The sequence below is a fragment of the Holdemania sp. Marseille-P2844 genome (assembly GCF_900120005.1).
Taxonomy (GTDB): domain Bacteria; phylum Bacillota_I; class Bacilli_A; order Erysipelotrichales; family Erysipelotrichaceae; genus Holdemania.
The window spans coordinates 92112-105163 of record NZ_LT635449.1; the positions used below are offsets into that span (position 1 = coordinate 92112).

At 51.6% G+C, this 13052-nt stretch carries 10 protein-coding genes; 4 read left to right on the top strand and 6 right to left on the bottom strand.

Annotated elements, in window-relative coordinates:
- The first annotated feature begins 42 nt into the window (after positions 1-42).
- Both BQ7364_RS03155 and BQ7364_RS03160 read left to right on the top strand, forming a co-directional pair.
- On the top strand, positions 43-1386 hold the full coding sequence (locus BQ7364_RS03155) for a citrate synthase (RefSeq protein ID WP_072683369.1): 1344 nt from the start codon (positions 43-45) through the stop codon (positions 1384-1386).
- Between the two features lie 129 nt (positions 1387-1515).
- The gene (locus BQ7364_RS03160) at positions 1516-2289 is read left to right on the top strand and encodes a sulfite exporter TauE/SafE family protein (protein WP_006060361.1); all 774 of its coding nucleotides are present in this window, start codon (positions 1516-1518) and stop codon (positions 2287-2289) included.
- A gap of 253 nt (positions 2290-2542) precedes the next feature.
- Here BQ7364_RS03160 and BQ7364_RS03165 read toward each other — a convergent pair whose 3' ends face one another.
- From BQ7364_RS03165 to BQ7364_RS03180, 4 genes are read right to left on the bottom strand one after another with little or no spacing between them, the layout of a single operon-like run.
- A complete protein-coding gene (locus BQ7364_RS03165; protein WP_072683370.1) occupies positions 2543-3871 on the bottom strand; it encodes a hypothetical protein in 1329 nt (442 codons plus the stop codon).
- A gap of 59 nt (positions 3872-3930) precedes the next feature.
- On the bottom strand, positions 3931-5265 hold the full coding sequence (locus BQ7364_RS03170) for a hypothetical protein (RefSeq protein WP_072683371.1): 1335 nt from the start codon (positions 5263-5265) through the stop codon (positions 3931-3933).
- The gene (locus BQ7364_RS03175) at positions 5246-6142 is read right to left on the bottom strand and encodes an ATP-binding cassette domain-containing protein (RefSeq protein WP_072683372.1); all 897 of its coding nucleotides are present in this window, start codon (positions 6140-6142) and stop codon (positions 5246-5248) included. The genes BQ7364_RS03170 and BQ7364_RS03175 overlap by 20 nt, the downstream gene beginning before the upstream one ends.
- On the bottom strand, positions 6129-6521 hold the full coding sequence (locus BQ7364_RS03180) for a GntR family transcriptional regulator (RefSeq protein ID WP_234973144.1): 393 nt from the start codon (positions 6519-6521) through the stop codon (positions 6129-6131). The genes BQ7364_RS03175 and BQ7364_RS03180 overlap by 14 nt, the downstream gene beginning before the upstream one ends.
- A gap of 130 nt (positions 6522-6651) precedes the next feature.
- Here BQ7364_RS03180 and BQ7364_RS03185 point away from each other — a divergent pair, with 130 nt between their 5' ends.
- Positions 6652-7455 carry an amidohydrolase family protein gene (locus tag BQ7364_RS03185; RefSeq protein ID WP_072683374.1) on the top strand — a complete coding sequence of 268 codons (804 nt, stop codon included), beginning with the start codon at positions 6652-6654 and terminating at the stop codon, positions 7453-7455.
- A 168-nt stretch (positions 7456-7623) separates the two neighbouring features.
- Here BQ7364_RS03185 and BQ7364_RS03190 read toward each other — a convergent pair whose 3' ends face one another.
- Entirely contained in the window at positions 7624-9513 is a 1890-nt protein-coding gene (locus BQ7364_RS03190; RefSeq protein ID WP_072683375.1) for an alkyl/aryl-sulfatase, read from the bottom strand.
- Between the two features lie 158 nt (positions 9514-9671).
- On the opposite strand from BQ7364_RS03190, the gene BQ7364_RS03195 reads away from it, so the two are divergent.
- Entirely contained in the window at positions 9672-10217 is a 546-nt protein-coding gene (locus BQ7364_RS03195) for a TetR/AcrR family transcriptional regulator (RefSeq protein WP_072683376.1), read from the top strand.
- 51 nt (positions 10218-10268) lie between these two features.
- Here BQ7364_RS03195 and BQ7364_RS03200 read toward each other — a convergent pair whose 3' ends face one another.
- Entirely contained in the window at positions 10269-13028 is a 2760-nt protein-coding gene (locus tag BQ7364_RS03200) for a glucosaminidase domain-containing protein (RefSeq protein WP_072683377.1), read from the bottom strand.
- Between the last annotated feature and the right edge of the window lie 24 nt (positions 13029-13052).

Here is a 13052-nt window from a genome sequence, read left to right on the forward strand (position 1 = left end):
TCTTTCATTTTTGTAGTAAACTAGAACCATTGAGGTGAAATCATGAACAATCAGCTGCAGAAGATCTTCCAGGAATCGATCCCGAAAAATAAAATCGACAATGAATTATACACAAAATATGACGTAAAGAAAGGTCTTCGCAATGAAGACGGCACCGGCGTCTTGATCGGTCTGACCCGGATCGCGGACGTCGTCGGCTACAAGCTGGTCGACGGGAAAAAGGTGGACGATCGCGGTGAGCTGTACTATCGGGGGATTCCGATCACCCAGCTGTGCCGGAATCTCGATCAAGATCAGATCTGCGGTTATGAGGAAACGTGCTTTCTGATTTTGTTCGGCCATCTGCCAAGCCGGTCGGAGCTGGATCTGTTTACCGCTGAACTGCGCGGACGCTACACGCTGCCGGAGGGCTTTCTGGCGACCAACATCCTGCGTTATCCCAGCATGAACGTAATGAACCAGATCCAGAAGGCCTTGTTGATGTTGTATGGGGAGGATCCTGTGGCCGACGATATCTCTGTTGCCAACACGCTGGACCAGGGGTTGTCGATCCTGGCGAAAATGCCGGCGATCCTTTGCTACTCGATGGCCGCAAAAGCGCATTTCTTTGAAAACAAGAGCCTGATCGTCCATCCGGTGAAGCCTGAACTGTCGATCGCGGAGAACATCCTGTCCTTATTAAGACCCGATCAACAGTTCACCCCGCAGGAAGCGAAGATTCTGGATCTGATGATGGTGCTGCACGCCGATCATGGCTCCGGCAACAATTCCACATTTACCAATATCGTCGTCGCTTCCACCGGTACGGATATTTATTCCGCGATGGCGGCTTCCGTCGGCTCGCTGAAGGGTCCGCGCCATGGCGGAGCGAACATCTCCGCCCGGCGGATGATGGACGCAATGCTGAAGCAGCTGGGGCTGGACGCCAGCGACGCACAGATCACCCGGATTTTAGAACAGATCATGAATAAGCAGTTCTTCGACGGCAAAGGCTTGATCTACGGCATGGGGCATGCCGTCTACACCCTTTCCGATCCGCGCAGCGAAATCTTAAAAGCGCAGATTGAAATTCTGGCGCAGGAGAAAAACCGTTCCCGCTTATATCAGTTCTACCGCCGCACTGAAGAATTGGCGAAGCAGGTCATCTTGCGCCGCAAAGGGATTCATGTCAGCAGCAACATCGACTTTTACAGCGGGCTGGTTTATTCCATGCTGGACATCCCGGAAGATTGTTACTCGCCGCTGTTCGCCGCCAGCCGGATGGTCGGCTGGCTTGCCCACAACATTGAAAACAAGCTGTATTGCGACAAGATCGTTCGGCCAGCCGGCAAATACGTCGGTGACTTAGCCGATTACATCCCGCTTGCACAACGCCAAAACCGCTAAATCCCAGCGGTTTTTTTGACAAATCAACAGCTTTGTCAACAAGCACAGACAGTTTTTCTTGACATTCGTTCTCCGCTCTTTATAATTTATAAATAGTTTACAAATAAACTATTTAAAGGAGCTGAATTGATGAATTTGACTATTTTGATCGTCACGATGATCGCAGGATTAGGCGCGGGCATTGCGACCGGACTGGCGGGCTTGTCGGCAGCCGCGGTCATCACGCCGATGTTGGTCACCTTATTGGGCTTCAACGCTTATGAAGCCGTCGGCATCTCGCTGGCCTCCGACGTGCTGGCCTCGGCTGTTTCAGCCTTCACCTATTACAAGCACAAGAATCTGGACATCCGCAACGGCTTGATCATGATGATTTCGACGGTGATCTTTACGATGGTCGGCAGCTGGCTGGGCTCGTTAGTGCCGCAGACGACGCTGGGCAGCTTCTCCGTCTGGATCACGATGATCCTCGGTATCCGCTTTATCGTCAAGCCGGTCATGAGCGCCAGCTCTAAAAATCAGACCCGCACCGCAAAACAGAAAGCGTTGTTATCACTGGCCTGCGGCGTCCTGATCGGTTTGATCTGCGGCTTTATCGGCGCCGGCGGCGGCATGATGATGCTGCTGGTCTTAGTCAGCGTGCTGGGTTATGATTTAAAAACAGCGGTCGGCACCAGCGTGTTCATCATGACGTTTACCGCCTTAACCGGCGCTCTCAGTCATTTTGCGATCAGCGGCACGATCCAGTGGTTCCCGTTGATCAGCAGCGTCTTCTTCACCTATCTGGGCGCGATGATCGCCGCGCGCTTCGCCAACAAGGCGGAACCGAAAAAGCTCAATCAGGTCACCGGCGTCGTCCTGTTTATTCTGGGCGTATTCATGTTGGCGATCAAATATCTTGGCTGAATTTTTACAAAACACTCCGTTTCGTGCGGAGTGTTTTTAATCTGCGATTTACTTTCTTTGTTTAAATGAAAATCGAAAGAAACTGAAATTGCATAATCGTGTAAAGGGTAATCGCTTAGCGAACATCTAATATTGAATGTCATTCAAATCATTAATAAAGCTATCCATAAAAGCTGCACGAACAGAAAGTTTGTGCAGCTTTTTAGCTAAGTTCAAAATTAAATGATCAGTTAAATCTTATGATTGTTTCGGTTCATTGTGGCAGACAACCTTCTGGCAGATTTTGATTGTAAAACAGCTGGACAACTTTATCATCGGACAAGGATTCCAATGAAATCGTCTTATGATACGCCATATTCCCCGCAAACGCATAGACATCCAGCGACTTCGCAGCTTCACTGATGTCCATGGTTTGCGTATTGAAGTCATGATTCTGATAAAATTCGTCCAGTTCAGATCTCATATCCTTACGAATTTCGTTTAAAACAGCTGCATCGTGAACAGATTCGATGTCTGCCCGGCAGACGGGATTCACCCCTTCTCCACGCGGTTCGTTATACTGCAGAAAGATCATATCCACTTCGCTGATTTTCTCGATTTGCTGAACTTGAACTCGATAACAGAGTGTATGAATTCCCTGATTGATTCCCCAGGCGGTTAATCCCAAAACGAGAAAACCAAGGATTTGCTTCAGCGATACCTTCTTACTCTGCCGGTACAGCATCATCCCGCCGAAATAAATAACGATGAGCAACAACACTTTAAACGGCTGGCTTCGATATCCTGATATGTCGCTCGTGCAGTTCAGCATCAGTAAAAAGGAATATACTGATAAGAAAATCGGCAGAATCAGCTTCGATTGAAAGTTTCTGCCAACATCTTCGTTTCGTTGCCGCAGGCTGATCCGCAGGGTCAGCAACAGCGCTGCAACACTGATCAGAAAGACAATGCCGAATTCAATCCAGTTCCCGTTTATCCGGATAATTCCGGCAGTGAAAAGCGGATCAAAATCTTCTGACATTCTGTTAAAAGCATACTGCCACGGCGAGAAAAATTCGGGCATGAATGAACGATTGTCAAACAAAAGATGCCGGCTCAGAATCTCAGTACCATCGTTAACGATGGCGATCGGCAGCATGATTGCTCCAGCCAGCGCGATCATGCCCTCAACGGCAGAGCGGCAACAGCTCAGAATGAATAGATTTACCGAAGTCATCAGAAGCAAACCGCCGCACTCATTCAGCAACAGCGCCGTCATGGCGGCAAACGAAAGGTTTTCCCTTACGGCAACAACGAACAGGAGGAGACATGCTGGAACCAGAACCAAAAACAAGATAACGCCAAAGCGCACGAGGATCAACGTTTCCCGCCGGATCGGCAGCGCTCCATACGTATAAGCCGCTTTTCGTCTAAACTGCCAGAACTGAAACACAAATGGAATGATCAGCGACATCGCGGTAAGAACCATCGGCAGGGCTTCGATGTTGATAAAATCAAACGCAAACAACAACTCAAACCCTGAAATCATCAGAAAAAGCGGCAGCGATTGCTTCATCAGATATCTAAAATATTTTTTCGTCATCTTCCCATCCTCTTTCTATGCAGATGCGTTCTTAATCCAGCTTGACGAGCTTCCGCTGATCATCGCGGCTGGCAGCCTTCCGGCAGATCCTGTTGATAAAACAGCTGGACAACTTTGCTGCCGGACATTAAATCTACCGGGATATTCTTATAATAAGTTAAATTTTTATAATCGTGAAAACGCACCTGCATTGCCCGCGAAGCATCATCGTTCCAGTCATCATATTCGTAATAGCTGGCATCTTGATAAATTCCTTCCAGCGAAGTTTTCATCCACCCCCGCAATTCGTTCAGCACTAACGGATCCTTTACCTGATCAACTTCGACCTTGCATAGCAGATTTTCGGGGATCATCCGCTTGTCGTTATATAAATAATATTCCATGGATACTTCGTTCATTTTTTGAATTTCCCGTTTATCAAGACGGTAACAGAGCGGACGAATCCCCAGGTTAATCCCCCACGCGATCAATCCCATCGCCAGAAAACCAACGACCTCTTTACGCGACGGTCTTAAGCTTTGCCGGTAAAGCATCAGCCCGCCGAAATAAACAAGAATCATCAGAAGCGCCATTAAAATCCAGCTGCGGTTGCGCGGCAAACCCTGCGTGCAGTTCATCATCAACAGAAACGCATAAGCCAAGGATAAAACCGGCAGCACCCGTGCTGAGCGGAAGCCTTTCCCGGCCTCCTCATTACGGAATTTCCGACTTAAATGCAGGGTCAGCGTCAGGGCCGCCGCACCGATCAGAAAGACAAGCCCTAATTCCATCCCATCCCAGCGCTCTCCCGTGAAAACACCGGTTAAAAACGCCTGAAAATCGCCGCTCATCTTACTGAATCCATAGGTCCAGGGTGATAGAAAGTCCAGCCATCGGGGGCTGTTAAACCCAAACAGAAGATGCTGACGAAGGATATCGGACAGATTATTAAGGATCGTCATCGGCAACAAGAGATATCCAGCTAACGCAATGATCCCTTCCGCAGCTGAATGGCAGACACTCAGAATCAACAGATTCAGCGAAGTCATCAGAAACAGATAGCAGATCCAGTTCAACATCAGCGAGATCATCGAGGTAAAAGAGATGCTCTCGCGAACGACCACCGCGAACAGAAGAAGGATCGCCGGAACCAGCACCAGAAACAGAACGACGCCGAGCCGGGCAATGACAAATTTCTTTCGATCCATTGGCAGCGCCCCACAGGTGTACGCCGTTTTTCGCCGGAACTGCCAGAACTGAAACAGAAACGGAATCGCCAGCGATACGATGGCCAAATAGGCCGGAAGATTATCCGGATTGATAAAACCGAGCGAGAACAACAGCCCAAAAGCCAAAATCAACGCAAACAGCGGCAGCGATTGTTTCATCAAATATTTAAAATACTTCTCCGTCATTCTCCTCATCCCCCTTCCAAGTCGAATCTGTCATCAGGCTGAAATAATCCTCCAGACTGAGCGGCTGAACGTCGGCCAACGCCGGGGACAGCCCGGCAATTACGCCGCGGATCGCCTGTTCCTCTCCGCGCACAACGGCATTCCAGCACTTTCCGATTCGCTCAGCCTGCACGATTTCCAGCGTCTTCAAATCCAGCTCACACTCCTTAAGAAACACCAGCTGCACGCGAAACAGATGATTCTCCAGCAGATCCTGCTGAGCGACGATCGTCTGATCCTTCATCAAGAAACAATGATCGCAAATTCCCTTGATCTCTTTTAAACTGTGCGAGACCAGCAGCACGCCCATGGATTCATCGCTGATCTTATCCGTCAGACACCGCATGAGATACCGCCGGACGTTCCAATCCAGGCCGTCGAACACTTCGTCGATCATCAATAACCGCAGATCCAGACTCAGCGCGATGGAAAACAACGCCTGACGTTTCTGACCTTTCGACAGACTGTTGATCCGCAGCTTTTCTTCCAGCTGAAAATGCTTTAAATGCTGCGCGAACACCTCCTCATCGAGCGGATAAAACATGCTGTAAAATTCTTTCATCTGACGAATCGTGAAAAACTGACCTTCGTCAAAGTCCTCGCTGATCAAAAACAGCGCTTTCCGGTTCAGCGGTTCATGAATCAGATCTTTACCATCCAGTTCAATCCGTCCCGCTTCCGGTACCAACACGCCCGCGATGCAGTTGAGCAGCGTCGTTTTCCCGGCACCGTTAGGTCCCGCCAGCCCGCAGATCTGACCGGCCTGCACGCTCAGGCTGCAATCCTTGACGATTGCCTTCGATTGAATCGACTTTGTTATGTTATCAACAATCAACATTATTTTCCCCTTCCTTCCTTATGATTTCGATCAACTCGTCCGTGCTGATCTTCAGGGTGCGGCATAACTTCAGCAGCTGCCGGACTTCCGTTTCCACACCGCAAACTTTTCCATTCGCAGGCCGGCCGCGGACAAACACCCCTTTTTTCGGCAGCGTATACAGCACGCCTTCCGCTTCCAATTCCTGATAGGCTTTCTGCACCGTGTTGGGATTGATATTTAATTGCTGAGCCAGCGAGCGCACCGAAATCAATTTTTCATCCGGCTGCAGCACGCCGGCTTCCACGAACCGCACGATCTGACGTTTAATCTGTTCGTAAATCGGTTCGTTGCTTTGCGTATTGATCAGAAACAAGCTTCCGCCTCCAATCTGTATCATCTGTACTATCTGTATTAACTGTATTACTAAAAGGTAAAAATGTCAATCCTGAATTGACGCTTTTCCCCCTCCCTCCTCTTTTCTTTTTTCATCAGCCTTGTATAATCTAAACAGAAGGAGAGATCGGATTATGAAAATATTTGCCAATCATGCGCATGTGTTCCGCCGGGATCAGCGGGCAGACGGAACGGTCAGCGCTCTGCTTGAAGTCATGGATAAAACAGGAATTGAGAAATGCGTCTGTTTCGCGCCGTTTTACGAATGGGGTCTGGACTATAACCCAAACCTGTGGATGGCGGAAGAACTGAAAGCCCATCCGGAGCTGACGGGCTTCGGCGTCGTGGACATCCACGGGCAGGATCTGGCCGGTCAGGTCAGACAGATCCGCGAACTGGGATTGAAAGGCATCAAGCTGCATCCGGCTTTCCAGAAATTTGCGATCGACGGACCGGAAGCGTTTCAGGTTTACGCGGCCGCGCAAGAAGCGGGATTATTTCTGTCGTTTCATACCGGCGTACACTGGCATCGGATCAAGGATTATCAGCCGCTGCTGTTTGACGAAGTCGCCTGGCATTTTCCGGACTTGAAATTCTCGATGGAACACGTCGGCGGGTATTGCTTCTTTAACGAAGCGCTGGCTGTGATCCTGAACAACCGCGCGGAAGAAACCGGCAAGTGCAACGTCTACGCCGGATTAACGAGCGTGTTTGACAACGACCGCAACCGCTTCTGGTATTTGGGTCAGGAGAGAGTGCGGACGCTGCTGCACATGACCAGCGATGAGCTGTGTCTGTTCGGATTGGATTTTCCTTACAACAACGCTGAAAAAATCACGGAAGCGATCAATGAAATCCTGCGTCTGCCGATTGATGAAGACGCAAAGCAGCGGATCCTGGGCGGCAACCTGGCGCGGGTTCTGGGCGTCGATCTCTGATACAATTTTGAAATTATAAAAGTCTTAAAAAGCCAATAAAAAAAACTTGGTCTGCAGGCTGCCTTTCCGGGTTGAAAGGCAATCTGTCCTTGCCAAGTTTTTTTGCTTCCGCGCTGTTCCAGTTTGAAAAACAATCTGTCCTCGCCACGTTTTCTTTTTACTCTTACGCTATGGTTCGATGATCGCGAAGCGTTTGTCAAAATCGGTGATGGCCTCCGTCAGCTCCGCGATACAATTCGGATCGCCGTCGATCTGAATCAGCTTTGCCTGCAGATCCCCATTGCGGGAAAGTATGGCCGCCAGCCCCATTCGCGGCATTGTCAGCGTCGCCCGCGCGTCCTTTTCGTGAATCTTTGGATAAACTAACAGAGCGCCGTGAATCAGATGCACGCAAAACTTTTCCTGAGTGTCCGTGATTGTCAAGTTCAGCTTGATATCCTTGTCCTCCGCCTGTTCGCCGTCGATCAGAATGCCCAGATAGTCCAGCATCATGCGGCTGTCCATACAGCGGGCCAGATCCCCGGAGTTTCTCGCCTGACGGCCTGTTTTTACCCCATGGCGGAGTTCGTCCGCGCCGTTAAGATAACAGTTGCGCCAAGGTCCGGATTCAGCCTGATAGCCCAGTTGTTCCAAGGCATCCGCACAGAGATAGCGGGCTTTCTGATGGTCAGGATGGACAAAGACAACGGCGTTGGCCAGCTGCGCCGCCCATTGATATTCACCCTTTTCCAGTGCTTTTTCCGCTTGTTCCAACACAGGCTCAAGGCCGCCGGCCAACTCGATCAGCTTCTGCCCCTGCTCGGATGGGGTCAGCGGATTCAGATTGACCGGATTGCCGTCATACCAGCCCAGATAACGCTGATAGACCGCTTTGGCATTGTGCGACGGCGTACCGTAATAAGGCCGGATCGTCCACACGCTTTCCAACGACTTCGGCAGCCGGATCGTATGGGAAATTTCATTCGGCGTCAGGCCCTTATTCATATACAGCAGCGTCTGATCGTTAATGAACTTGTACACCGCCGCGGTTTCCTCCAGAATTTCGTTGACTTCCTGATTTCCCCAGTGCGGCCAGTTATGCGCCTGAAATAGCACTTCGGCCTCGCTGCCAAACAGCGCCCTGGCCTGCGTGATCGCGAACGCCCACGCATTGCCGTCGCGGATCTGCGTGCCGCGCAGCGTATATAAATTATGCATCGTCGCATTGCACAGTTCGGCCATCCATAAGGCCTTGAACTGCGGCAGATACCAACACATTTCCGCCGGGGATTCTGTTTCCGGCGTCATCTGGAAAATAAATTCCACGCCGTCGATGATCCGTCTTTCCCCCGTCTGCCGGATTTCATCCGTAGGCCGGATAAACGTGACCGTCCCGCGCGACTGCCCCATCCCGATCCCCATCGCGATCGCGCCGGTTTCGCCAAAATCCAGCGCTGTTCCATACTGGTAACAGGCCCGCCGCTGCATCGCGTTCATCGCATAGACATTCTCGCTTGCGGCGTAATCGGTATAATGCTCGGGCACAATGATTGGAACCGAACCGTTTTGAACCGCTTCTTCGCTGACAATGCCCTTGATTCCGCCGAAATGATCAAGATGCGGATGTGAAATTACAACCGCGGAAACCGGCCGCGTTCCAAGCACGGCATTGACTAAGGCCAGCGCCGCGGCTGAGCATTCACAGCTGATCAGCGGATCGCAGACGATCCAGCCGGTTTCCCCGGCGATGACGGTCAGATTGGACATATCGTAGCCGCGGACCTGAAAAATTCCGTCGACAACCTTGAACAAACCGGTCTGATGATTCAGCCAGGCGTTGCGGTACAGGCTCGGATTGATCGTTTCCACTTCCTGTTCCTGATCCAGACAGGCGATTTTCTGACTCCAGATCACTTCGCCTTCCGCGTTTTTGATTTCCAGATTTTCTACTTTTTTCAGACAGTTGCGCAGCGCGCATTCTTTCTCATGCGGATCGTCAAAATCCAGCAGCGTCTTCATCGCTTGATGAATCTGGCGGGTCGCCTCGCTTGCGGGTTTTGGCAAATCGTTGTATTCCATAACTTATCCCTCCGTGCTTGATGATAAGAAACGGATCGCCGCTTGTCCATGGGCACTCTCCTGTTCTGTTCGATTTTTGGGCAATTTCTCAATTTGTCCAAAAGAATTTGGACAGCGGAACCGGGGTTTGTTACAATAATGAAAAAGGAGTGAGACTGATGGCGACTTCCGAACTGACCCGGCAGGCGCTCTTCAACGCCGTAGAAAACTTGATGCGCAAGAAATCGCTGGATGATCTGCAAATCGGACAGATCAGCGATGTGGCCGGCGTCAGCCGCAATACGCTTTATTATCATTTTTCCGATAAGTACGAAATTCTGGACGCTCTGTTAAAAAGCCAGCTGGTCCCCGTTGTCCAACCGCTATTGACGCGGGAGAGTTGGGCGCGGTCGCTGGAAGCGGCGGCAGCCCAGCTGCGGCAGGATCCGGCGTTTACGATTCACGCCCTGCACACTTACGGACGGGTCAATTTAGGCACGGTCCTGCGCGAGATTTACGAAGGCTTCCTGCGTCAGCAGCTGCAGCTCAGCCATCCGGATTTAAGCGCCAAGGAACAGGGGCTGATCGTGCGGTTTTATACGCATGCGATCGTCGGCTTGCTTCAGGATTGGATCAATCTGGGGATGAAGCAGGACGTCGGCGAAGCGATTGCCGTGATCACCCGGGCGATTCATGAAAACATCTTTCAATCCCGCAAAAAATAAAAATCCGCAGCGAATGAACTTCTGAAATTCATCCGTCACGGATTTTTTTAATTATCGGCGGCGGGTGCGCTGGTGTTTCGCTCTTTTCGCCAGGGCCCGGCGGCGTTTTTTATCCGCCCGCCGTTGTAAAACAAGGACGGTGATAAACAGGACTAACAACACGATCACGGCTGCCAGCGCCTTGATCATCAGCTGCGGCCAGTCTAAACCGTTCTGGGCGATCGTCATGACCTCAACCGGCGCCGCGTCTTCATATTGGTTAACCGTCTGACGGCTGACGAGCACAAACTGACCTAAGGCTTCCGTCGAGAAGGTCAGCGTCGAAGCGCTCTGGGTCGTCGGCATCTGGATGACGTCGCCGGCCTCCAGCCGCCACACCGTTACCTTCTTTGAGCTGTTCCAGCCCTCCGGCAGACTCATCGTCACGCACAGAGGCGTGCGCAGCGTCAGCGTCTTGTCATAGTTCTTCTGTCCCGACACGCTGAACCATTGTTCAATCTCCGCGCCATTGCCGCTGGCAATCGTCTTCACCTGCACCTGGACCTCCGCCTCCGGCACGGTTTCTTTCAACGTCAGCTTGTAAGTGTCCGGGATGCCTTTTTTCTGTCCCGGATTTTTCTGCGGCAATGCCAGACTCAGTCCGGAAACCGCGAACTGGCTGTCTTTGGATTTCAGGATCAGCGAGCGCTGGCCGTCCAGCAGTGGTTTCAGCAGCGCGTCCAGCGAACGGATCTGGACGATCGTCCAGGCCGAAATCTCCGTCGTGTCCAGTCGCTGCTTCAGCTGGATCAGATCGCTCTTCTGCTGCTCCGTGACCGCCGCCGGATCAATCGCGTCGATCAACGCCTGAAGATCCTCCTTGAACGCATCCTGGGCTTGGGTCAGCGGCTCGGACACCTCAATGTCGTAACTGGTCGCCGCCGTGCCGACAGTCACCGTGACCGTCTGCGGCCCGTCGGCGTTCATATCAAATCCGCTCACCATGGAACTGGTCAGCGGTTTCTCTTCCTGCGTTCCATCAGCATACTGAACCAGGACTGATCCCTCTTTAAGATCAATACGCGAACCGCTCGCAAATTGTTGCTTCGGCAGCGAAATCATCGAAATGGATTGGATTTCCTTATATTCAGCCGTATAAACGCCGTTGTTTTCCTGCCAGCCGACAAAGACGCCGCCTTCCCGGGTCGGCTCCGGCGCATACGGCTCGCTGTTTTCCAACAGATCGATTTCGATCCGGCTGCCGCCCTGCGGGAATGTTCCTTCACCCGCGTCAAAGACCGCGGATTTCAGCTGCAGCGTATTCAATCGGTCCGCGTTTAAAATCAGCTGGAAGCTGGATGATGGCAGATAACCGATGCAGTCTTCAAAGCGATAGGTAAAATCTTCCGCCACCGCGGCTTCGCTCTGCACCTTATACCATGTGCCTTCCCCATTCTCAAGCTTTTCCAATAATACCAGCGCCAGCGGCGCCGTCTTTCCTGTCGTGTAGAGTACTTCAGCGGAAGCGGCGGGTTCGCTCAGAATTTTAAGACTGGTGTTTTCCGTATGAATGCCCAGCGTCAGCTGGTTCAGATCTTTCAATCCCATCGCTTCGTCCAGCTGCATATAATAGGAAGCCGCTTTCTCACCCCAATACGGATCGGAGGCATAGCTGACGTTCATCCCGCTGGCCTTGTCGCCGAAGAATCCGCCATGATACTGGAACTTCTTCGGATTGAGATAACTGGCGGAAACATAGGTTTTGGCATGCGATAAAATGGAGCTGCTTAACTTGAAATAGCGCTTGGCGTTGGCCTCGACGTCGCTGTCATACGCCGCGTGGCCGAACAGATTGTTGCGCGTAAAGCTCAGGGAACTGCGGCCGCTGGCCGATTCGTTCATCGACAGCGCCAGCATCATTAACGCATTGGATCCATACAGCGACTGCGCCTGCAGGAACGCGCCTTCCTCGCTATAATACAGCGACTGGTTCAGCGTATCGTGAACGGAATTGCGGTCGCGGTCCTGATAGGAAACGATCGACTGATCGATCCCCAGCGTCTTCTGGAAATAATCCGTCAGTTCCGCTTCCGTGTAAAAGGACAAGGACCGATGGGATAAATATTGATAATAAAAATAAAAGGGTTCCGCGGGATTGACTGACAACGCGGTGCTTCCGTTGTGATAATCCTGCAGCATCACCGCCGGATCTTCATAGAAGTAGTGGCCGTCATAGCTGTAAAGCTGAGCAGCACTGCTCAAATATGCCGGTACCGGCCCCAGATCGATCATCGTCGCATAGCGCGAGGACGACTGACTTTGACGGATCTGATGATACAGCCGGCCGTCGCGGATCGTATAGCTGCTTAAATTGCCAGCCTGATCCAGCGGAACCAACATCACCTCCGCCAGCTTCACCCGGCCGCGCACGCCGGAAATCTTGAAATCCACCTGCATGCGCGTGAAATCGGTGTCCAGCGCCGCACCGTCGGCGCCGTAGCATCCGTTGAGATAGCCGTCGTTGCCCGTGTCGGCATCCTTGTATTCCGTGTTGACCTTGCAGCCTTCCGAGGCGAAGAAGACGATCCCCTGATCCACGGCGATCAGCTTCCCATCCTGCCGCACGCCCAGATTGGCGACACTGGTGTCATCCCGGTGCTTGGCATAATAATCCGCCGCACTTTTCACGGTGCCAAACGTCTGCAGGACAGTTTCCTGTCCATCGCGGTAATCGACAATTTCGATCACCGTCGTTTCCGCTTTGACCGGCGTTACCGGCAGCAACAGACAGCACAAAAGAAACGTCGCCCATTTTTTTCCTTGTTTTCTCATTTTTGACCTCCTGAAAGCTGGGGG

Coding starts and splice junctions, on each gene's coding strand:
- BQ7364_RS03165 (WP_072683370.1), bottom strand. CDS start 3,871: ATGACGAAAAAATATTTTAGATATCTGATGAAGCAATCGCTGCCGCTT.
- BQ7364_RS03155 (WP_072683369.1), top strand. CDS start 43: ATGAACAATCAGCTGCAGAAGATCTTCCAGGAATCGATCCCGAAAAAT.
- BQ7364_RS03170 (WP_072683371.1), bottom strand. CDS start 5,265: ATGACGGAGAAGTATTTTAAATATTTGATGAAACAATCGCTGCCGCTG.
- BQ7364_RS03185 (WP_072683374.1), top strand. CDS start 6,652: ATGAAAATATTTGCCAATCATGCGCATGTGTTCCGCCGGGATCAGCGG.
- BQ7364_RS03180 (WP_234973144.1), bottom strand. CDS start 6,521: ATGATACAGATTGGAGGCGGAAGCTTGTTTCTGATCAATACGCAAAGC.
- BQ7364_RS03160 (WP_006060361.1), top strand. CDS start 1,516: ATGAATTTGACTATTTTGATCGTCACGATGATCGCAGGATTAGGCGCG.
- BQ7364_RS03175 (WP_072683372.1), bottom strand. CDS start 6,142: ATGTTGATTGTTGATAACATAACAAAGTCGATTCAATCGAAGGCAATC.
- BQ7364_RS03195 (WP_072683376.1), top strand. CDS start 9,672: ATGGCGACTTCCGAACTGACCCGGCAGGCGCTCTTCAACGCCGTAGAA.
- BQ7364_RS03190 (WP_072683375.1), bottom strand. CDS start 9,513: ATGGAATACAACGATTTGCCAAAACCCGCAAGCGAGGCGACCCGCCAG.
- BQ7364_RS03200 (WP_072683377.1), bottom strand. CDS start 13,028: ATGAGAAAACAAGGAAAAAAATGGGCGACGTTTCTTTTGTGCTGTCTG.